Genomic DNA, 19,613 nt, shown 5'->3' with positions numbered 1-19,613 from the left:
GTCGTGGAGCAATTGGTGGGCGGATGCCATGCGGGCGGGCGTCATACCGCCACCGCCACCGATGCTGTGACCCCCACCGCCACAATCACGCCCCGCAGTGCCGCGGGCGAGAGCCGACGGCCGATCTTGGCGCCCAGGAAGCCGCCGATCGTGGAGCCGGCGGCGATGATGGCCACCGCTGACCAGTCGATCTCCGTCAGGACGATGAAGAAGGCGGCCGCTACGCCGTTCACGAGGGCGGCCAGGACGGTTTTCAGGGCGTTCAGGCGGCGGAGGTCGTCCGGCAGGAAGGTGCCGAAGAGGCCCATCAGCAGCACGCCTTGGGCCGCGCCGAAGTAGCCGCCGTAGACGCCGGTGCCGAGGACTCCGGCCCATAGCGGGAGCCCGCCGCCCCCGCCGCCCGACTGCCGCGCCGCCAGCCACCTGCTCAGCCGCGGCTGGAGCAGGACGAGGGCGCAGGCGGTCAGGATCAGCACCGGCACGGCTGCTTCGAAGGCGCGCGACGGCAGCGTCAGCAGCAGCACCGCGCCCGCGATCCCGCCGAGCAGCGACGCGGCGCCGAAGCGCAGCACCCGGGCCCGCTGTCCGGCGAGCTCGCGGCGGTAGCCGTACGCGGCGGTGAGGACGCCCGGCACCAGGCCGATGGTGTTGGAGACGTTGGCCAGTACCGGCGGGACGCCGAAGGCGAGCAGGGTGGGGAAGGTGATCAGGGTGCCGGAGCCGACGACGGCGTTGATGCCGCCGGCCGCGACGGCCGCCGCGGCCAGGGCGGCGGTCTCGAGTGCTTGCACGGGGAGCCTTTCACGGTAGCGGGGTGGGGTCGGCACCCCGCGGGCGCGGCCGCACACCGTCCGGATCGGTTGCGCGGGCGCCCGCCGGGTTGCCGCCCCGGGCCCGGGAAGATCGTCCCGCCTCGCCAACGCCCCAGTCAATCCTCGGGTTTTCTTGCCGACCTCCAAGCTGTAGCTTCACCCTCCATGACCCTCGACGACCTCCGCGTCTTCATCGCCGTCTGCCGCGGCGGCAGCCTCAGCGCCGTGGCCCGCGAGCTGTCCTGTACGCAGTCCGCCGTCAGCCAGCACATCAAGCGGCTCGAGCGGGAGACCGGGACGGCGCTGCTCGAGCGGCATCCGCGCGGGGTGGTGCCGACCGGCGCCGGGCAGCTGCTGCACGCCGCCGCGGCCGGCGGACTCGGCGACATCGACCAGGCGCTGCGGCGGCTCAAGGAGCTGGCGGACGGCGAGGGCGGCTCGGTACGGGTCACCACCGGGGCGACCACCGTCCGGCACTTCATGTCCGACGCCGTCGTCGCCTTCCGGGAGCGGCACCCGAAGGTCAGCCTGGAGTTCCGGACCGCCTACTCCAGCCGCAGCTGCTTCGAGGCGCTGCTCGCCGGCGGCCTCGACCTGGCGTGGATCACGCTCGGCGAGCCGGTGCGCGGCATCGAGCAGCGGCCGGTCGTCGAGCTGCCGTGGGTGCTCGCGGTCGCCGCCGACGACCCGCTGGCCGGCAAGGCCCGTATCGACATCGCCGACCTGGCGGACATCCGCCTGGTCGGGCTGCCCGAGAACGCCACCTCCCGCTCCCGCTTGCACAGCTACCTCGCCACCGCCGGCATCGAACCGACCTCCGACACGAGCGTCGCCGACTGGGACACCGCGATCCTGCTCGCCGAGCTCGGCCTCGGCCACGCGATCGTCCCCGACCTGCCGGGCTGGCACGGCCCCGCCCACCCGCGGCTGCGGCTGATCCCCGTACCCGAGCTGCCCGCCCTCTGGACCGGCTGGGCCGTACGCAGCTGGGACGCGCTCTCACCGCCGGCCCGCGCCTTCGCCGGGACCGTGGAGGAGAGCTGCGGCAGGGTCTTCCCGGCCCCGCCGTCAGTGACCTGACCTGCGGGTTCCACACCCGAAAGTGGCACACCTCTCGTGTGATCTCGCATATAGACCGAAAGCGGCCACGCAGGTGAAGGTGTCCCGTCCGCTGAATACGTGTCTTGTGCACGGATTCTTGGGCAGACGCACGAACTGGCACCCCCCACCTGCCGAAAGCGAGACCGAGCCGTGCATACGCAAGACCTCAGGACCGGTGCTTCCGCGCCGTCGGACTCCGGCGCCGCGGCTGCGCCGGTGGACGCGGGTGACGCCGGTTACAGCAAGTCCCTGAAGAGCCGGCACATCAACATGATCGCCATCGGCGGCGCGATCGGCACCGGCCTGTTCCTCGGCGCCGGCGGCCGGCTCGCCTCGGCGGGCCCGGCCCTCGCGATCGCGTACGCGGTCTGCGGTCTCTTCGCCTTCTTCGTCGTGCGCGCGCTCGGCGAGATGGTGGTGCACCGGCCGTCGTCCGGGTCCTTCGTCTCGTACGCGCGGGAGTTCCTCGGCGAGAAGGGCGCGTACGTCGCCGGCTGGATGTACGTCGTGAACTGGTCGACGACCGGCATCGCGGATATCACGGCCATTGCGCTCTATACGCACTACTGGAGCATGTTCACCGACATCCCCCAGTGGGTGATGGCGCTGGTCGCCCTCGCGGTCGTGCTCGCGGTGAACCTGATCTCGGTGAAGTATTTCGGCGAGATGGAATTCTGGTTCGCGATCATCAAGGTCGCGGCGCTGGTGGCCTTCATGCTCATCGGCATCTTCCTGCTGGCCACCCAGCACAAGGTCGACGGCGGCTCACCGGGGCTGAGCGTCATATCCGACCACGGCGGGCTGTTCCCGACCGGACTGCTGCCGGTCGTCATCGTGCTGCAAGGCGTGGTCTTCGCGTACTCCGCCGTGGAGATGGTCGGCGTGACCGCCGGCGAGACCAGCGACCCGCAGAAGGTCGTCCCGCGCGCGGTGAACTCGATCATGTGGCGCGTCGGCGTCTTCTACGTCGGCTCGGTGGTGCTGCTCGCGCTGCTGATGCCGTGGAACGACTACAAGGCCGGCGAGAGCCCCTTCGTGACGGTGCTGTCGAACGTCGGCGTCCCCGCCGCAGGCGACGTCATGAACCTCGTCGTCCTCACCGCCGCCATGTCGTCGCTGAACTCCGGCCTCTATTCGACCGGCCGCATCCTCCGCTCGATGGCCATGGCGGGCACCGCCCCCAAGTTCACCGCCCGCATGAACAAGGGCCAGGTCCCGTACGGCGGCATCGTCCTGACCTCCGCGGTCTGCGTGCTCGGCGTCGGCCTGAACTACCTCATGCCCGCCCAGGCCTTCGAGATCGTGATCAACATCGCGGCGCTCGGCATCATCAGCACCTGGACGACGATCATGATCTGCCACATGGCCTTCGTGAAGAAGACCAAGGAGGGCGTCATCGAGCGCCCGCGCTTCCGCCTCCCGGGCACCCCGGTGACGGACATCGCGACGATCGGCTTCCTGCTGCTGGTGCTGGTCCTGATGGCCTTCGACGACGAGGGCGTCGGACAGCAGACCGTGATGCTGGCGCCGGTCATCGCCATTGCGCTGGTCATCGGGTGGTTCGGGGTACGGGGCCGGGTCAACCGCATCGCCGCCGAACGCTCCGGCTCCGCCGAGAGCGAACGCTAGAGGGATTCCGGGGGCTCCGCCCCCAGGCCCCCGGCCCCCTGTACCTCGGCCTCTGCCCGCAGCACACTGTGCCCGGGCGGGTGGGCGAGGGACGGGGGGCCATGTCATGGCGGTGCGCACCGAGGCGTTACGGGCGGCGGAGTTACCCGAGCGGCGGCCGGAGCTGGACGCCGTCCGCATGCTGGTCGTGCTGGGGCTGATCTTCTTCCACTCCGCGCTCGTCTACGCCTCCGACGACGACTATTACGTCAAGAGCCCGGAGACGACCGGGGCCATCATGATCGTCGCGGGCTTCGCCGTCGTCTGGGCGATGCCCGCGCTGTTCTTCATCTCCGGCTTCGGCTCCTGGATCTCGCTGCGCCGCCGCGGCGCGGGCGGCTTCGTCAAGGAGCGGCTGCTGCGGCTCGGCGTCCCGCTGGTCTTCGCGACCGTCGTGCTGAATCCGCTGCCGCAGTGGCTGCGGGAGCGGTCGTACGACGCGAGGTATCACGAGTCGTACGCGGCCTTCCTGCGGCGCTTCTACGACGTGCACCTCGATCTCTCCGAACTCCCCTTCCTGGTGCAGGGCGAGCACTTCGAGACCGGGCACCTGTGGTTCGTGGTGCTGCTGGTGGCCTTCTCGCTGCTGCTGGCGCCGCTCTACCGGTGGCTGCCGCACGCGCCGGTCCGCCGCGTGAGCGACCGGGTGGTGCCGGCGGCGCTGCGGTGGCGCGGGCTGGTGCTGCTGCCCGCCCTGGCGTTCGCGGTGATCCTCGCCTTCGCGCGGATGGAGGAGAACTACGCGGGCTGGCACCGCTGGACGTACCTGATGTTCTTCGCCGCCGGCTGCTGGCTCACGGCGGACGACCGGTGGTGGACGGTGCTGCGGCGGGATGCCGCGCTCGCCGGGTGGCTCGGGGCGGGGTTCTTCCTGGCGTGCGCGCCCGGAGTCGCGATGGCGGACGAGCCGTTCACGGACATGTCGGCCCTGGCCATCAGCGCGCGGGCGCTGTTCGGGGCGGCCGGATGGTGCCTGGTGCTCGCCCTCGTGGGCCTCCTCGACCGCCGCCGGCAGCGGCGCCGCGCGGCCGGGTCCCTGGCACAGACACCGCCGAAGCCCGGCCGCCTCTACGGCTATCTCGCCCCCGCCGTCCTCCCGATCTACATCCTCCACCAGCCGGTGGTCGTCGCCGTCGCGTACTTCCTCATCGCCACGCCCCTCCCGCTCCCGCTCGAGTACGCCGCGCTGGTCGCCATCGCCTTCGCCCTCACCCTCGCCGTGTACGAGCTGCTGGTGCGCCGGCTGCCGCCGCTGCGCTTCCTCTTCGGCATGCGGGGGTAGTGCCGCCCGCATACGTTGGCGCCATGGGCCCCTCAAGCCACCGCCGCCGGCGCGTGCTGATGCACCGGCTGCGGCGGCGGCTGCGCTCCTCGTTCCTGATCGTGCCGTTCCTCGGCATCCTGAGCGGCTATCTGCTCGCCACCGGGGCCGTCTGGACCGACGAGTGGATCCACGACCTCAACGACCGGCTCGGCTCCGTCCGGATCGACGAGCTGCTCGTCTTCCGGCTCGCGGAGGACCTCGGCGAGTCGGCGAAGGCGGCGCTCGCCACCATGAGCTCGGCGATGCTCACCTTCCTGGGCGTCGTCTTCTCCATCACCCTGGTGGCGCTGCAGATGGCGGCGGGGCAGCTCACCCCGCGGGTGCTGCGGATCTACGTCGAGAGCTGGGTCACCAAGACGACCCTGGCCGTCTTCCTGTGCACGTTCCTGTACACGCTGCGGCTGCAGAAGGAGTACGCGAAGACGGACGACCCCGAGCAGGCCGTGGTGCCGTACGTCGGGGCGTCGCTGGCGATGTTCCTGGTGGTCGGCAGCCTGATGCTGTTCGTCGTGTACGTGCACACCACCATCGCGATGATGCGGCCGACGCATGTGATGGACCGGGTCACCGCGGAGACGCTGCGGCTGGCCCGGTCGTCGGGCTCGTACGACCAGGAGACCGAAGGCGACCTCCCCGCCAAGGCCGGCGTGCTCAGCTATGCCGGACCACCCGGCGTGCTCCAGTCCATCCGCGTGCACGCGCTGATCCCGCTCGCCGCCCGGCACGGCACCGTGCTGCGCCTCATCCCGCGGATCGGCGACTTCCTGGCGCCCGGCACCCCGCTCTTCGAGGCGCACGGGGGCCGGCTGCCGCCGTCCGCCGCCGTGCACAAGACCCTCGACATCGGCGGCGAACGCACCCCGGACCAGGACCTCGCCTTCGGCCTGCGCCAGCTCGCCGACATCGCCGCGCGGGCGCTGTCGCCCGGCGTCAACGACCCGACCACCGCCACCCAGGCGCTGGACCGCATCCAGGTGGTGCTGGCCGCGTTCGCCGACCAGCCGCTCGGCCGGGCCTGGCACCGGGACCGGGACGGGCGGGTGCGGCTGGTGGAGACCGAGCCGTCGTGGGCGGAGCTGGTCGACATGGCGCTGACCGAGATCCGCGCCTACGGGGCCGGGTCTGTGCAGGTCACCCGGCGGCTGGCGGCGCTGCTCGCCGACCTGGAGGCGGCCGTGCCGCCGCCGCGCCGGGCGCCGCTGGTACGGCACCGGGCCCTGCTGGAGGAGGCGGTGTCCCGGGCGGTGCCGGCAACGGACCAACGCGCCTACGCGCTCACGCCGGACCGGCAGGGCATCGGCTAGCCCGCCGCTGCCCGCACCCGGCAATCTCCCCGGACGGGTACTGCCGGGTGCGGTCGCAGACTGCCGGGTTCGTGACTGCTTGAATGCTGTGCATTCCGAGATACGGCACGACCCCGGGGGAGTGAGATGGCGCGATCCAGAGCGCAGAACGTACGCAATGCCGCACGCGCGGTGGCCGGCGGAGCGAATCCGCGGGAGGTGGCGCAGCAGCAGCTGCGCGAGCAGACCGCGGAAGCCTTCGGCGGCCAGGTCGAGCGGGGCCGCGAGGTGCTGCAGGAAGGCGGCATCGACCCGGCCGATTTCCCGGCCGCCCGCGAGCAGGGCGGCAGCACCGACACGGTCATGGTGCAGAAGTCGGTGCCCCTCGACGAGGCCGGCGAGGCGCTCAACCGCAGCGAGCAGGTCCGCGAGGACGGCAAGAAGGTGCACGCCATCTGCCCGATGGTGATGCCGAAGGGCCGCTCCTTCCTGAGCATGCTGCCGGTGTCGTTGCTGCTCGTGATCGGCGTGGCCGGCACCATCGCGGTGTCCGCGGCCGGCGGCGACGTGCTCACCAACCCGCTCTTCGGCATCCACTACTGGGTGCTCGCGGTGCTCGCCGTCTGCTTCGTGTGGTGGCGGCAGGGCATGGTGATGGTGCCGGACGGCTGCCACGCGCTGATCACCCGCTTCGGCAAGCTGGAGCAGGTGAAGGAGCCCGGCCGGGTCATCCTCATCAACCCCTTCAAGCGGGTCTCGTACATCATCAACACCACCCGCGAATACCCCTTCAACGCGCCCGTGCGCGAGGCGCCGACGAAGGGCGGGGTGAAGGCCTCCATCGACCTGTTCCTGCAGTTCCGGATCAGCGACCCGGTGGAGTTCGTCTACACCCTGGGCGCGGTCCGCGGCTTCGAGGAGAAGCTGAGCAACGCGGTCAGCGAGACCATCCGCTCCCTGATCTACGAGCAGGAAGCCGCCGGGATCTACGACATGGTCGGCGAGGACACCGGCCGGCTGATGGAGCAGCTCAACGCCCAGTTCCGGCCCGCGGTCGAGCTCACCAACGCCAACATCACCTCCGCCGAACCCTCCGACCAGGGCTACCGCATGGACCTCGCGGCCCCGGAGATGGTGCGGATGGCGAAGGAGGCGTACACCCACGAATACGCGCTCAACCTCCGCAAGGAGCAGGACGAGGGCGACCTGAGCAAGGAGCTCGCCACCCGCCAGGAGACGCTCTCCTCCATCCAGGCCGACATCGCCCAGTACCAGGCGCAGATGGACACCGCCGTGGAGCGCGAGACCAACCGGGCGCACGCGCTGGCCCGGCAGCGGTACGTACAGGCCGAGTCGGAGGCGAAGGCGAACGCGGCGCTGCTGGACGCGCAGGCCCTGGACATCCGCGCGATGACCGCGGCCGAGGCGCCGGAGATCCTCGAATACCGCTACCAGCAGCAGATCCTGGACACCCTCGAGGAGATCGCCGACCACCTGCCGCGGATGGTGCGGATCGGCGGCTCCGGCGGGGCCGGCGAGGAGGCCGGGGTGGACTTCCTGGCCATCGCCCGCGAGCTGGTCGGCGAGCGCGGCGATGAGCTGTTCAGCGCCGGCGACCTGGAGACCATGCGGTCGCGGCTGAACGAGGTCGCCGAGCGGATCGCCGAACGGCAGCCGGAGATCGAGACGCTGCGCGAGGCGGAGCGGGTCACCGTGCCGGTGAAGACGGCGGGCGACGAAGGCGATGAGGGCGACGAGCTGAACGAGGAGGCCGGCGCATGAGCGCGGCAGGACGTATGCGCAGGTCCGTCATCTCGGAGAAGATCGCGCCCTGGAGCGACATCCAGCAGCTGCTGCGCGGCGGCGAGGCGGGCATGCTGATCCCGGTGATCATCCCGCGGCACCGCCGCCGGCTGTGGTGGATGCTGCCGCTGTGGCTCGGCGTGCTCGCGCTGGCGAGCGGGGTGATGTCCGGGCTGAAGGAGTCCGACGGCGGCTCGGACATCGCGTACGACACGCTGTCCGTCCTCGGCTATGTGATCGGCGCCCTGCTGCTGCTGATCGGCGTGCTGTGGTGGTGGCGCTCGTCGATCGTCAAGATCGAGCAGGGCACGAACGGGGTGCTGACGAAGTACGGCGCCGTCTCCCGCACCCTCGACGCCGGCCGGCACTTCATCTGGCACCCGTGGTCGCGGGTCGACTTCGTGGTCGACGTCGCCACCGAAATCCCGTATTCGGCGCCGGTGATGGCCTGCCCGACGCAGGAGAACGTGCCGCTGCGGTCGATCGAGTTCTTCCTGAAGTTCCGGATCACCGACGCGGTCCGCTTCGTCCGCACCATCGGCGCAGGCAACTTCGACCTGGTGCTCTCCAGCGCCGTCCAGGACGCCATCCGGCAGCGCGCCCGCAAGGTGCGCACCGAGCGGGCGTACGACCTGCGCGGCTCGGATGTCGCCGACATGCAGGAGCTGCTCAACCGGCAGCTGGACCGCTACGGCGTACGCATCACCGGCTCCAACATCCCGGACGTGCAGCTGCCCATGCAGTACCAGCAGCACCTGGCCACCCGTGAGCGGGTCGCCAAGGAGCGGGTCGCGTACGAGCAGGAGTGGGGCCTCACCCGCAAGCGCCGCATCGACAACCTGCAGATGGACATCGAGCGCGCGAAGAAGGCCCGCGACGCCCGCTTCGTCGAGGTCAAGGCGGCGCTGAACCGGGCCCGCGAGGAGGTCGCCCGGCTGCTGGAGGAGCAGGAGACCGAGGCGCAGAAGGTCCGCTTCGAGATCGAGACCCGGGGCCGCAGCGGCCTGATCTCGGCGGAGAACGAGGCGAAGGCGCAGCGCCGGCTCGCCCAGGCGTACCGCGACAACCGGGCGGTGCTCCAGTACGAGCTCGCTCGGCGGCGGCTGGACGTCGGCGCCGAGCTGGCGACGCGGGCGCCGCAGCCGGTGGTGGTCCGTACGGACGCCTCCGGCGGCGACACCTCGGCGCTGCCGACGCTGCTCGCCGCGCAGCTGCTGCCGCGGATGACGGAGCTGCCCGCGGCGTCGAACGGGTCGGCCCAGGCGCTGGGCGCGGCGGCCGGGCGGGCGGCCTCGCGGGCGGCGGAGGAGCTGCTCGACGAGGAGTAACACGGGTGCGAGCGAGGGGCCGGGCGGGAGATCCGCCCGGCCCCTCGGCGCGCTCAGTGCTCCCGCTCCAGCACCGCCCGCTCCTCGGCGTGCGCCGCGCCCTCGTGCCCGTTGTGCAGCGCCTTGTACTCCGCGGGCGTCGGCTTCGGCACCTGGGACTCCGCCCCGTAGAAGGCCCGGGAGAGCCGGAGGCGCAGCCGTTCCTTCCGCGATACGGGTGCGGGGACCCCGTTCTCGTCCTCCGCCGGCGGCGCCTCCAGCGGGCGCGGCTGCTCGTGCGCGGTCAGGGCGTGCAGCTCGGTCTGCGACAGCGGGGTGTGCTGCTCGACGAACTCGCCGTGCGGCAGCCGCTTGATGACCCCCGACTCGCGCCCGTGCAGCACCTTTTCGCGGTCCCGGCGCTGCAGGCCCAGGCAGATCCGCTTGGTGATCACGAACACCACCGGCGGCACCACGAAGACCCCGATCCGGATCGCCCAGGTGATGAGGTTGATCGACAGGTGCAGCTTGGTGGCCACGATGTCGTTGCCGCCGCCGGCCAGCAGGATCAGGAACGCGCTGATCCAGGCCGCGCCGATGGCCGTGCGCACGGGCCGGTTGCGCGGCCGGTCCAGGATGTGGTGCTCGCGTTTGTCGCCCGTGATCCAGGACTCCAGGAACGGATAGACGGCGATGAAGCCCAGGAACACCGGGAAGGCGATCAGCGGCACCAGCAGCCCGAGCGCGAGGGTGTACCCGCCGACGGTGACATCCCACCCCGGCATCACCCGCACCATGCCCTCGACGAAGAGCAGATACCAGTCGGGCTGCGCCCCGGTGGAGACCTGATCCGCGCGGTACGGGCCGTACACCCAGACCGGGTTGATGGCCACGGCCGCCGAAATCAGCGTGATGACGCCGAAGACCAGGAAGAAGAAGCCGCCCGCCTTGGCGATGTAGACCGGCAGGAAGGGCGCGCCGACGACGTTCCGCTCGGTCCGTCCTGGCCCCGCCCACTGGGTGTGCTTGTGGTAGAAGACGTAGATCAAATGCGCCACGACCAGGGCGACCATGATGCCCGGGATCAGCAGCACATGCAGCGAATAGATCCGCGGGATCATGTCATGGCCGGGGAATTCGCCGCCGAAGAAGAACATCGACAGATACGTGCCGACCAGCGGCACCGCCAGCAGCGAGCCGTCCAGGAAGCGCATCCCGGTGCCGGACAGCAGGTCGTCGGGGAGCGAGTAGCCGAAGAGGCCCTCGAAGAGGCCCAGCGCCAGCAGGCTGAAGCCGATCAGCCAGTTGATCTCGCGCGGCTTGCGGAACGAGCCGGTGAAGAAGTGCCGCATCATGTGCACGAACATCGCGGCGAGGAAGATCAGCGCGGCCCAGTGGTGGATCTGCCGCACCAGCAGCCCGCCGCGCACGTCGAAGCTGATGTCGAGGGTGGAGGCGTACGCCTCGGACATCCGCACGCCGTTCATCGGGGCGTAACTGCCGTCGTACACCACCTCGTTCATGGACGGGTGGAAGAAGAAGGTCAGATACACGCCGGTCAGGATGATGACGATGAAGCTGTACAGGCAGATCTCGCCCAACATGAACGACCAGTGGTCAGGAAAGACCTTGCGCATGTACTTGCGCCCGATCCCGTAGATCCCCAGCCGTCCGTCCGCCCAGTCCGCCACCCGCTCACCTGCGGGGGCGTTCCCACGCCGCTGCGCCGTGTCGCTCATGCAGACATGACGGGCCGGGGGCGCCCGTCTGTGACATGCTGGACTACTGATGTGATGCAGCTCACATATCGAGTTTGCGGCACCCGCCGCTCGGATAAGATCGGGGCAATCGTGAGGACTGACCATCCTCGCTCTCATTACGGGGAACAACACAGGCCGCGCCGGGCGTGGTCAGGGGGGATCCACCATGACTGACGAAGCCGGGCCGAACAGAGCGCTGACCGTATCCGCGGTGCTCGCGGGCGCGCTGGCCACCACGTGCGCCGTGCTCGCGGTGATAGCGCTGCTGTGGGTGACCTCGCCGGAGGCGGGGACCTTCGGGGCGGCCCTGGTGCTGCTCGCCGCCGGCGCCGCGACGGCGTGGAGCTTCCTGCGCAAGACGCCGGCCCCGGCGCCCGACGCGGACCGGACGCCGGAGCCCAAGTAGCGGTTACGAGGCCGTGTTGCGGCGGTAGTGCTCGGCGATCTCGTCGCTCGTGGTCAGCCACACGCCGTCGTGCCCGGCGATGTACTCCAGCGCCTGGTCCAGGTACTTCGTACGGAACGCCTGGCCGATGACGAACGGGTGCAGCGCCAGCGCCATCACCCGCCCGCTGTCGGCCGATTCGGCGTAGAGCTGGTCGAACTGGTCCTTGACCATCTGCAGGAACTGCGGCCCGGTCATCCGGTTCATCGTGAAGAGGCTGATGTCGTTGAGCTCCAGGCTGTACGGCACGCTCAGCACCCCGGGCACATTCAGCGGGAACGGCTGGTCGTCGGCCGTCCAGTCGAGCACGTAGTCCAGGCCCAGCTCGGCGATCAGCCGCGGGGTGTTGAAGGTCTCGGTCAGCGCCGGGCCCATCCAGCCGCGGGGCCTGCGGCCGGTGGCCTTCTCGATGGTGGTGACGACCTCGGTGAGGTACGCCCGCTCCTCGTCCTCGGTCATGTCGGCCTGCAGCTTGGAGTTGGTCTGCCCATGCGCCAGCCAGGCCCAGTCGCGGGCCCTGCCCGCCTCGATGATCTGCGGGTAGTGGTGCACGACATCGGAGTTGAGCAGCACGCTGGCGCGGACCCCGTGCCGGTCGAGGGCCTCCATGACGCGCCAGAAGCCGACTCGCGGGCCGTAGTCCCGCCAGCCGTGGTTGAGCGCGTCCGGGGTGAGGTGGGCGGTGCCGTCGTTGAGGCTGGTGGAGGGGACGCCGAGCTTGAAGTGCTCGACGTTCAGCCCGACATAGAACGCCACACGGGCGCCGTCCGGCCAGCGGATCGGCTCCCGCTCGGTGATCGGGCTGTAGTCGTAGAGCTCGTTCTCCATGATCAGGCTTCCTTTCGGGGCGGGTCCGCAGCACCCTGATAAGCGCCTCCGGTGCCCGATCGATTCCGTCTCCTACGGGCGAGGGCCGCCGCGGGGAGTTCCCTGCGACGGCCCTGCCCGGCAAGTGCGGCAGCCGGGTCGGGCCCGGCACGGGACGGGGCTCAGCGGGTCACCTCCCCGGGCTGCGGGCGCTGTTCGGCGAGGTCGCCTGGGGCGTCCTGGGGTGTGGCCGGGCGCTTGCCGCGGTCCATGAAGATCGCGGTGAGCAGCGCACCCGCGGCGGCCACCGCGGCGGCGCCGGTGAAGGCGGCGCTGAAGCCGTCGGTCAGAGCGGGCAGGTCGCCGAGTTCGCCGGCGCCCTGTGAGGTGGCCAGGGCGGTGAGGGCGGCGAGGCCGAGGGCGGAGCCGACCTGGTAGGTGGTGTTGACGATGCCCGAGGCGAGACCCGCCTGCTCCGGCGGGGCGCCGGACATCGCGCTCATCAGGCCCGGGATGTACGCGAGGGACATGCCGAGCGCCGCCACCAGCGAGGCCGGCAGCACGTCGACGGCGTACGTCCCGGTGGGCTCCACCGCGGACAGCCACAGCAGGCCGGCCGCGAGCACCAGCAGGCCGCCGACGAGCAGCCGCTTCGGGCCGTAACGGCCCAGCAGCCGGGCGGTGATGGCCGTCATGAAGACCATCAGCAGCACCGTCATCGGCAGCAGCGCGGCGCCGGAGGCGAAGGAGCCGTAGCCGAGGACCTGCTGGAGGTAGAGGTTGAGGAAGTACCACATCGGGATCCAGGCCGCGCCCAGCAGCGTCATCGCCACATTGGCCGGGGCCAGGCCGGGAGCGCGCCAGATGGCGAGCGGCATCAGCGGGGTGCGGGCGGCGCGCTGGCGTACGACGAACAGGGCCAGCAGGGCGGCGGCGCCGAGGAGTTGCAGCACGGTCGCGCCGGAGCCCCAGCCGGTCTCGGGTGCCCGGACGACCGCGAAGACCGCGAGCGCCAGACCTGCGGTGACGGCGGTGGCGCCGAGTATGTCCACGCCGCCGCGGCGGCCGGTGACCGCGGGCAGCAGTCCGGTGGCCAGGAGCGTGGCGACGCCGATCGGGACGTAGATGATGAACACCCACGGCCAGCTCAGCCATTCGGTGAAGACGCCGCCGAGGAAGACTCCGGCGGTGCCGCCCGCGGGGGCGGCGGCGCCGTAGAGGGCGAGGGCCTTGCCGAGCTCCTTCGGGTCGTGGCTGAAGAGGATCATCAGCAGGGTCATCGCCGCGGGTGCGATGAGCGCGCCGCCGACGCCCTGCACGGCGCGGCCGAGTACCTCCACCCAGGCGGTGGTGGCCGCCGCGGCCACGACGGAGCCGGCGATCAGCACCACCCAGCCGGCGGTGAACACCCGGCGGGCGCCGAGCAGATCGGAGAGCCGGCCGCCGAGCAGCAGCAGGCCGCCGAAGGCGATCACGTACGCGTTGAAGACCCACTGCAGGTCGCCCTGCGAGAAGCCGAGGTCGCGCTGCATCTCGGGCAGCGCGACGCCGATGATCGAGGTGTCCATGATGACCATGAACTGGGCGGTGGCGAGCACGAGTAGCGCCCACCAGCGCCGGGGGTCGACGGATGACATGAGGTTGTTCCCCTCTCTGGATCAGATACCCCTAGGGGGTATCTGTGGAAGGGATTTGTAACATACCGGTGGGGGGTATGCAAGAGCCGGAGAGCGGCGCATGCCCGCTCTCCGGCTCCGGTGTTACGGGTGCTGTCAGTGCTTGCCCGGCGTCAGCACCCCCGCGATGACCGCCGCCACCGCCGCGGCGATCGCCGCGACCGTGAAGCCGTCGGTGAAACCGGTCAGGGTCGGGCCGACCAGGCTCGCCGCCGCGACGCTGGAGACGACCGGCGCGCCGAGCGAGGCGCCCAGCTCGTGGAAGGTGGAGACGATGCCGGACGCGATGCCCGACTCGTGCGGGGCGACCTGGCCCAGCGCCGTCGCCGAGGCGACGACGAAGATGACGCCGGTCCCGGCGCCGGTCAGCGCCACGCCCGCGACCACCGTGGCCGGGTGCAGTTCGAAGGCCGGCGCGGCCAGCCCGGCCGCCGCGATCAGCAGCCCCGCCACCGCGAGCGGGCGGCCGCCGAAGCGGCCCAGGACGCGGCCGGTCAGGTTGGCGCCGAGCATGGTGGCGAGCGCCACCGGGAGGAACAGCAGCCCGGTGCGCAGCGCGCCGTAATCCTCGCTGTGCTGGAAGTAGAACGTGCCCAGGAAGAAGATCGCGATCAGCAGCGCCGTGGCGATGAGGATGAGGAACGCGCCGGTCGCCACCGGCCGCCGGACCAGCAGCCGCACGTCCATCAGCGGCGACCGCGCCTTGCGCTGCCAGGTCGCGAAGAGCGTGTACCCGACGACGGACAGGAGCACCAGCCACCCGGTGGTCGCGGTGAGCCAGCCGTCCTCGCCCGCGGCGATCAGCGCGTAGATGAGGGCGGCGGACGAGGCCGTCACCAGCAGCGCGCCCAGGAGGTCGAGGCGCGGGCGGTTCGTCGGCGGGAGCTGCTTCGGGAGCAGCTTGGTCAGGGCGGCCGCGATGACCAGGCCGATGGGCACGTTGACGTAGAACACCCACGGCCAGCCGGGACCCGCGGTGAGTGCCCCGCCCAGCAGCACGCCGAGCGCCGCGCCGCCGCCGCCGAGGGCGGACCAGATGCCGAGCGCCTTGTTGCGCTCCTCGCCGTCGAAGAGCGTGATCACCAGCGACAGCGCGGCGGGTGAGAGCAGCGCCGCGCCGACGCCCTGTGCCACCCGGCCGCCGAGCAGCAGCGCCGCCGAGTCGGCGAGCCCGGTCACCAGCGAGGCCGCGGTGAAGAGCAACAGCCCGGTCAGGACGACCCGTTTGGCGCCGATCAGGTCCACGATCCGGCCGCCGAGCAGCATCAGGCCGCCGAAGGTGAGGGTGTACGCGCTCACCGTCCAGGTCAGCGCCTCGCGGCCGATGCCGAGGTCGGCGCCCATGTGCGGCAGCGCGATGGCCACGACGGTGACGTCGAGGATCAGCATGAGCTGGGCGATCCCGAGGAAGCCGAGAATGCGCCAGCGCGCAGGGTTCAAGGCCGCCTGCTTGGGGCCTTCTTGGTGCTGTGACTGCGTCGACATCGGAGTCTCCCGTCCCCTTATCTCGTACGTAGATGTACGAGTTCTAACCGGGAGCATAGCTCGTACATTCCCGTACGAGATAGCGAGTTACGATGGGCGGCATGACGACCGCCCGCCCCCGTGCCCGCCGCGCCGACGCCGAGCGCAGCATCGCCCGCATCCTGGCCGCGGCCCGCGCCCGCCTCGCCGCCGACCCGAACGCCACCACCGACGACATCGCCAAGGCCGCGGGCGTGGGCCGGATGACGCTCTACGGGCACTTCCGCACCCGCGCCGAGCTGGTCGAGGCCGCGATGGTCGACGCCCTGCGGGCGGCGGAGGAGCCGCTCGCCGCCGTCGACCTGGAGGGGGACGCGCGGACCGTCATGGAGCGGCTGCTGGAGTCGAGCTGGGAGCTGGTCGCCGAGTCCGGGGCGCTGCTGGACGCGGCCCAGGGCGTGCTCCCGGCGGGACGGCTGCGCGAGCTGCACGAGGGCCCCGCGAAGCGCGTCGAGGAGCTGATCGAACGCGGCCGCGAGGAAGGCGCGTTCCGTACCGACCTGCCCACGGTCTGGCTGGTCAGCGTGGTGCATTACATCCTGCACGGCGCGGCGGCGGAGCGGACCGCCGGGCGGCTGCGGAAGGCGGAGGCGGGCCCGGTCGCGGTGAAGTCGGTGCTGTCGGTGCTGGCCGCCTGAGCTCGCTTGACGCCTTTCGGCCGGTTGTGAATCAACTTGGCGCCATGTGCTGCCCGTTGCTGGTTTGATTAGCTTGTCGGCCGGAAGGTGAGGGGGAGTCAAGTGACGCGCGTGGTGGGTATCGACCTGGGTACGACGTACTCCGCGGTGGCGGTCGCCGACAGGTCGGGCAGCCCGTCCATCGTCCGCAACCGCGAGGGCGAGAACATCACCCCTTCCGTGGTGATGTTCCAGGGCGAGACCGTCGTCGTCGGATCGCAGGCGAAGCGGTCGGCGGTCACCGCACCCGACGACGTGGTGCAGTTCGTCAAGCGGTACATGGGCGAGACCAACCCGGTGTACCAGTCGGAGTCCGGCACCGCGTACCGGCCGGAGGAGATCTCCGGGCTGCTGCTCAAGCGGCTCAAGGAGGACGCCGAGATGATGCTCGGCGAGCCGGTCGAGCAGGCGGTCATCACCGTGCCCGCGTACTTCGACGACGTCCGCCGCCGGGCCACCCAGGACGCCGGCAAGCTGGCAGGCCTCGAGGTGCTGCGGATCGTCAACGAGCCCACCGCCGCCGCGCTCGCCTACGGCATCGCCGAGTCCGACGGCGAGAGCGGCACCGAGATCGGCACGGTGCTCGTCTACGACCTGGGCGGCGGCACCTTCGACGTCACCGTGATGCGCGTCGTGGACGGCGACTACGAGGTGACCGCGACCGACGGCGACCGCAATCTCGGCGGCTTCGACTGGGACGGCGCGCTGATGAACTTCCTCAACGACGCCTTCATGGCCGCCGGCGGCCCCGATCTCAACGAGGACAGCGCGCTGCAGGCCGAGCTGCGCGACAAGGCGGAAATCGCCAAGCGCACCCTCTCCAACGCCCCGCAGGCCGTCGTGATGCTCTCCGCCGGCGGCAAGCACGAGCAGATCCGGGTGACCCGGGAGAAGTTCGAGGAGATCTCGGCCGAGCTGCTGGACCGCACCCGCATCATCACCGAGGGCGTGCTGCAGGAGGCGCGGCTCGACTGGAGCGGCATCGACAAGGTGCTGCTCGTCGGCGGCTCCACCCGGATGCCCATGGTCCAGGCGCTGATCGAGCGGCTCTCGGACAAGGAGCCGGAGCGCGGCATCAGCCAGGACGAGGTGGTCGCCCTCGGCGCCGCGCTGGTCGCGCTGGACGCGGCGGTGCGGAAGGAGGACGCGGAGGAGAAGAAGAAGTACGTGGGCAGCGGCGCGAGCACCGAGTCCGCGCCCGGCGACGGTCTGGCCCGGCTCACCAAGGGCAAGGTGAAGTCCATCAAGGACGTCACATCCCAGTCGCTCGGCATGGTCACCACCCGCGAGACGAACCGCAACGACCAGTACAACTCCGTGATCATTCCGCACAACACGTCGGTCCCGGCCAAGAAGAGCGAGACCTTCTACACCCTCGACGACATGCAGTCGAGGCTGCGGGTGCAGGTCACCGAGGGCCACGACGAGGACCTGGACTACGTCAAGGTCGTCGGTGAGAGCACCCTCGACATCCCGCAGTACCCGAAGGCCGGCGCACCCTTCGAGGTCACCTACTCGTACGACGTGGACGGCATCATCCACGTCGAGCTCAAGGACGGCACCACCGGCAAGTGGATCGGGGAGTTCGAGCTCGAGCGGCCGGACAACCTGGGCGCGGAGGAGATGGCCGAGGCCACCGATCGCGTCGCCCGCGCGGCGACCCTTTAGCCTCCGGGAGCGCCGTTCACCATGACGACCGACGACGTGCCCGACTACTACGCGGAACTCGAGATCGACCCCGCCGCCGCCCAGGACCAGCTCCCCAGGCTGCTCGACGCGGCCTTCCGCACCTGGTCCAGCCGTGCCAGCCGGGCACCCGACGCCGCGAAGCGGCGGGTGGCCGAGGACAAGGTGGCGCTGGTCGGGGAGGCGCGCAAGGAGCTGCTCGACCGGGCGAAGCGGGGCGCGTACGACCGCCGGCTGGCGCAGGCCAAGCAGCCCCGGCAGCAGCCCCGTAAGACCGCGACGCCGAAGGCCGCGCCCCGTCCCGAGCCCACCCAGAGCGGTCGGGACTGGGTGGCCCAGGCCCGTGCGCTGCTGGAGGTGAACGACGAGGCGGGCGCCGTCTACGAGCTCCGGCAGGCGGTCCACCACAACGACCGCGACGCCGACGCCTGGCGACTGCTCGGCGTCATCCACAGCAACCAGGGCCAGCACGGCGACGCGCTGCAGGAGCTGCAGCGGGCCCTCGCGCTGCACCCGGGCGACGCGCTCACCCACACCCTCATCGCGCAGGTGTGCGCGCAGACCGGCCAGCATTCGGCGGCAGCCGACTGGGCGCTGAAGGCCGTCGAGCTCGCTCCCGCCGACTTCGACGCCAGGCTCGGGGCCGCCAACAGCCTCTATCTGGCCCAGCGTTACGACGAGGCGCTGCAGAACTACGAGCAGGCCCTGATCGGCCGGCCCGACGACTCCGTCGTCAAGGACCAGGTGGGCCGCATCTGGGCGCTGCGGGCCGAGGGTGCCATGACCCTGCACCCGTTCCACCAGCGCTTCGTCATCCCTTCCGCCGAAAGCGCCAAGCACGTCATCCACTGCGTGGACCAGGCCCTGGCGGTGGGGGTCGCGGACGGCGAGCTGATCAGCAAGCTGACCCGGTACCGCGCGACCGCCCTCGCGGCGCAGTCCAAGACCTGGCGCTGGCGCAAGAGCATGGCCGGGGTGATGGCGGTGTGCTTCGTCCTCATGCTGACGCTGCCCAACCTGCTCAGCACCCTGGCCCTCTTCGCCTTCTTCGGCCTGCCCGTCGCCATGGGCATCAAGCCGCGGTGGCGGCACACGTACAACGACCTGCCGGTGCACACCAGGCCGCCGCTGCCCCAAGGGAGGGTCCGATGACCGCCTCGCCCGCATCCGCCACGCCGCCCGAGCAGGACCCCCGGCTGGCGCTCGATCCGGAGCCGGCGCCGGTCCCGCCGCCCGCGCCCGCTCCGGAGCAGGGGCCCGACCCGTTCGGGATCGTCGCCGACGCCGTGGACGGCATGCGCGAGGAACTGGCCACGCTGAACGACCAGTTCCGCCGCCGGCTGCTCAACGACCGCGAGGCCCGCCGCAGCCTGGACGAGCTGCACGGCGAACTCGACCACGCCCGCAAGGACGCCGAAGGCCGCACCCTGCAGCCGCTGCTCTACGACCTCGTCCTGCTCCTGGACCGGGTGGACCGGCACCCCGGCCAGGAGGACGGGTTCGCCGACTCGGTGGCCGCCGAGCTGCTCGTGATCATGGAGAAGTACGGGATGCAGCGCATCCCCGTGACCCGGGGCCCGTTCGACCCCGCCGTGCAGGAGGCCGTGGGCGCGCTCGCCGCGCTCGCCCCTGAGCAGAACGGCGAGGTCGCCGAGCTGGTCCGGCACGGCTACCGGATCGGCGAGCGCATCGTCCGCCCCCAGCAGGTCCGCGTCTACACCGCGCAGTAGGGCCGGCCCG

The 19,613-nt window shown here is 71.1% G+C and carries 16 protein-coding genes; 11 read left to right on the top strand and 5 right to left on the bottom strand.

Going from position 1 to position 19,613, the window contains the following annotated elements:
* Window positions 1-41 precede the first annotated feature (41 nt).
* Complete coding sequence (locus tag G5C51_RS06190) at window positions 42-791, bottom strand: TSUP family transporter (protein WP_165232979.1); 750 nt, start codon at window positions 789-791, stop codon at window positions 42-44.
* A 186-nt stretch (window positions 792-977) separates the two neighbouring features.
* On the opposite strand from G5C51_RS06190, the gene G5C51_RS06185 reads away from it, so the two are divergent.
* The 6 genes from G5C51_RS06185 (at window position 978) to G5C51_RS06160 (ending at window position 9,319) form a co-directional block, all read left to right on the top strand.
* A complete protein-coding gene (locus tag G5C51_RS06185) occupies window positions 978-1,892 on the top strand; it encodes a LysR family transcriptional regulator (protein ID WP_165232976.1) in 915 nt (304 codons plus the stop codon).
* A gap of 171 nt (window positions 1,893-2,063) precedes the next feature.
* Complete coding sequence (locus G5C51_RS06180; RefSeq protein ID WP_420824786.1) at window positions 2,064-3,542, top strand: amino acid permease; 1,479 nt, start codon at window positions 2,064-2,066, stop codon at window positions 3,540-3,542.
* Window positions 3,543-3,648: 106 nt separating this feature from the next.
* The gene (locus G5C51_RS06175) at window positions 3,649-4,863 is read left to right on the top strand and encodes an acyltransferase family protein (protein WP_165232973.1); all 1,215 of its coding nucleotides are present in this window, start codon (window positions 3,649-3,651) and stop codon (window positions 4,861-4,863) included.
* 23 nt (window positions 4,864-4,886) lie between these two features.
* The gene (locus G5C51_RS06170; RefSeq protein ID WP_165232970.1) at window positions 4,887-6,209 is read left to right on the top strand and encodes a DUF2254 domain-containing protein; all 1,323 of its coding nucleotides are present in this window, start codon (window positions 4,887-4,889) and stop codon (window positions 6,207-6,209) included.
* A 126-nt stretch (window positions 6,210-6,335) separates the two neighbouring features.
* Window positions 6,336-7,970 carry an SPFH domain-containing protein gene (locus G5C51_RS06165; RefSeq protein WP_165232967.1) on the top strand — a complete coding sequence of 545 codons (1,635 nt, stop codon included), beginning with the start codon at window positions 6,336-6,338 and terminating at the stop codon, window positions 7,968-7,970.
* On the top strand, window positions 7,967-9,319 hold the full coding sequence (locus G5C51_RS06160) for an SPFH domain-containing protein (RefSeq protein WP_165232964.1): 1,353 nt from the start codon (window positions 7,967-7,969) through the stop codon (window positions 9,317-9,319). The genes G5C51_RS06165 and G5C51_RS06160 overlap by 4 nt, the downstream gene beginning before the upstream one ends.
* 53 nt (window positions 9,320-9,372) lie before the next feature.
* On the opposite strand, the gene qcrB is transcribed toward G5C51_RS06160, so the two are convergent.
* Entirely contained in the window at window positions 9,373-11,037 is a 1,665-nt protein-coding gene (qcrB, locus tag G5C51_RS06155; RefSeq protein ID WP_165232961.1) for a cytochrome bc1 complex cytochrome b subunit, read from the bottom strand.
* A gap of 187 nt (window positions 11,038-11,224) precedes the next feature.
* Between qcrB and G5C51_RS06150 the strand changes: the two genes are divergently transcribed.
* Complete coding sequence (locus G5C51_RS06150) at window positions 11,225-11,464, top strand: hypothetical protein (RefSeq protein WP_165232958.1); 240 nt, start codon at window positions 11,225-11,227, stop codon at window positions 11,462-11,464.
* A gap of 3 nt (window positions 11,465-11,467) precedes the next feature.
* Here G5C51_RS06150 and G5C51_RS06145 read toward each other — a convergent pair whose 3' ends face one another.
* The 3 genes from G5C51_RS06145 to G5C51_RS06135 all read right to left on the bottom strand — a co-directional run bounded on the left by G5C51_RS06145 (window position 11,468) and on the right by G5C51_RS06135 (window position 15,471).
* Entirely contained in the window at window positions 11,468-12,331 is an 864-nt protein-coding gene (locus G5C51_RS06145; RefSeq protein WP_165232955.1) for a polysaccharide deacetylase family protein, read from the bottom strand.
* A gap of 161 nt (window positions 12,332-12,492) precedes the next feature.
* Window positions 12,493-13,947 carry an MFS transporter gene (locus G5C51_RS06140; protein WP_165232952.1) on the bottom strand — a complete coding sequence of 485 codons (1,455 nt, stop codon included), beginning with the start codon at window positions 13,945-13,947 and terminating at the stop codon, window positions 12,493-12,495.
* Between the two features lie 135 nt (window positions 13,948-14,082).
* Window positions 14,083-15,471 carry an MFS transporter gene (locus G5C51_RS06135; RefSeq protein ID WP_165232949.1) on the bottom strand — a complete coding sequence of 463 codons (1,389 nt, stop codon included), beginning with the start codon at window positions 15,469-15,471 and terminating at the stop codon, window positions 14,083-14,085.
* A gap of 101 nt (window positions 15,472-15,572) precedes the next feature.
* Between G5C51_RS06135 and G5C51_RS06130 the strand changes: the two genes are divergently transcribed.
* The 4 genes from G5C51_RS06130 (at window position 15,573) to G5C51_RS06115 (ending at window position 19,603) form a co-directional block, all read left to right on the top strand.
* Window positions 15,573-16,148, top strand: a complete 576-nt coding sequence (locus G5C51_RS06130; protein WP_165232946.1) for a TetR/AcrR family transcriptional regulator — start codon at window positions 15,573-15,575, stop codon at window positions 16,146-16,148.
* A 102-nt stretch (window positions 16,149-16,250) separates the two neighbouring features.
* Window positions 16,251-17,855 carry an Hsp70 family protein gene (locus G5C51_RS06125; protein ID WP_165232943.1) on the top strand — a complete coding sequence of 535 codons (1,605 nt, stop codon included), beginning with the start codon at window positions 16,251-16,253 and terminating at the stop codon, window positions 17,853-17,855.
* 21 nt (window positions 17,856-17,876) lie between these two features.
* A complete protein-coding gene (locus tag G5C51_RS06120; protein ID WP_165232940.1) occupies window positions 17,877-19,025 on the top strand; it encodes a tetratricopeptide repeat protein in 1,149 nt (382 codons plus the stop codon).
* Window positions 19,022-19,603 carry a nucleotide exchange factor GrpE gene (locus G5C51_RS06115; RefSeq protein WP_165232937.1) on the top strand — a complete coding sequence of 194 codons (582 nt, stop codon included), beginning with the start codon at window positions 19,022-19,024 and terminating at the stop codon, window positions 19,601-19,603. Before G5C51_RS06120 ends, G5C51_RS06115 begins: the two co-directional genes overlap by 4 nt.
* Window positions 19,604-19,613 lie beyond the last annotated feature (10 nt).

The sequence above is a fragment of the Streptomyces coryli genome, assembly GCF_011044975.1.
In the GTDB taxonomy this organism is placed as follows: Bacteria; Actinomycetota; Actinomycetes; order Streptomycetales; family Streptomycetaceae; genus Streptomyces; species Streptomyces coryli.
Note: the sequence above shows the minus strand (reverse complement) of the source record. Positions and strands in the feature narration are given on the sequence as shown.

Coding starts and splice junctions, on each gene's coding strand:
- G5C51_RS06135 (WP_165232949.1), bottom strand. CDS start 15,471: ATGTCGACGCAGTCACAGCACCAAGAAGGCCCCAAGCAGGCGGCCTTG.
- G5C51_RS06150 (WP_165232958.1), top strand. CDS start 11,225: ATGACTGACGAAGCCGGGCCGAACAGAGCGCTGACCGTATCCGCGGTG.
- G5C51_RS06140 (WP_165232952.1), bottom strand. CDS start 13,947: ATGTCATCCGTCGACCCCCGGCGCTGGTGGGCGCTACTCGTGCTCGCC.
- G5C51_RS06165 (WP_165232967.1), top strand. CDS start 6,336: ATGGCGCGATCCAGAGCGCAGAACGTACGCAATGCCGCACGCGCGGTG.
- G5C51_RS06175 (WP_165232973.1), top strand. CDS start 3,649: ATGGCGGTGCGCACCGAGGCGTTACGGGCGGCGGAGTTACCCGAGCGG.
- G5C51_RS06170 (WP_165232970.1), top strand. CDS start 4,887: ATGGGCCCCTCAAGCCACCGCCGCCGGCGCGTGCTGATGCACCGGCTG.
- G5C51_RS06115 (WP_165232937.1), top strand. CDS start 19,022: ATGACCGCCTCGCCCGCATCCGCCACGCCGCCCGAGCAGGACCCCCGG.
- G5C51_RS06120 (WP_165232940.1), top strand. CDS start 17,877: ATGACGACCGACGACGTGCCCGACTACTACGCGGAACTCGAGATCGAC.
- qcrB (WP_165232961.1), bottom strand. CDS start 11,037: ATGAGCGACACGGCGCAGCGGCGTGGGAACGCCCCCGCAGGTGAGCGG.
- G5C51_RS06130 (WP_165232946.1), top strand. CDS start 15,573: ATGACGACCGCCCGCCCCCGTGCCCGCCGCGCCGACGCCGAGCGCAGC.
- G5C51_RS06160 (WP_165232964.1), top strand. CDS start 7,967: ATGAGCGCGGCAGGACGTATGCGCAGGTCCGTCATCTCGGAGAAGATC.
- G5C51_RS06185 (WP_165232976.1), top strand. CDS start 978: ATGACCCTCGACGACCTCCGCGTCTTCATCGCCGTCTGCCGCGGCGGC.
- G5C51_RS06145 (WP_165232955.1), bottom strand. CDS start 12,331: ATGGAGAACGAGCTCTACGACTACAGCCCGATCACCGAGCGGGAGCCG.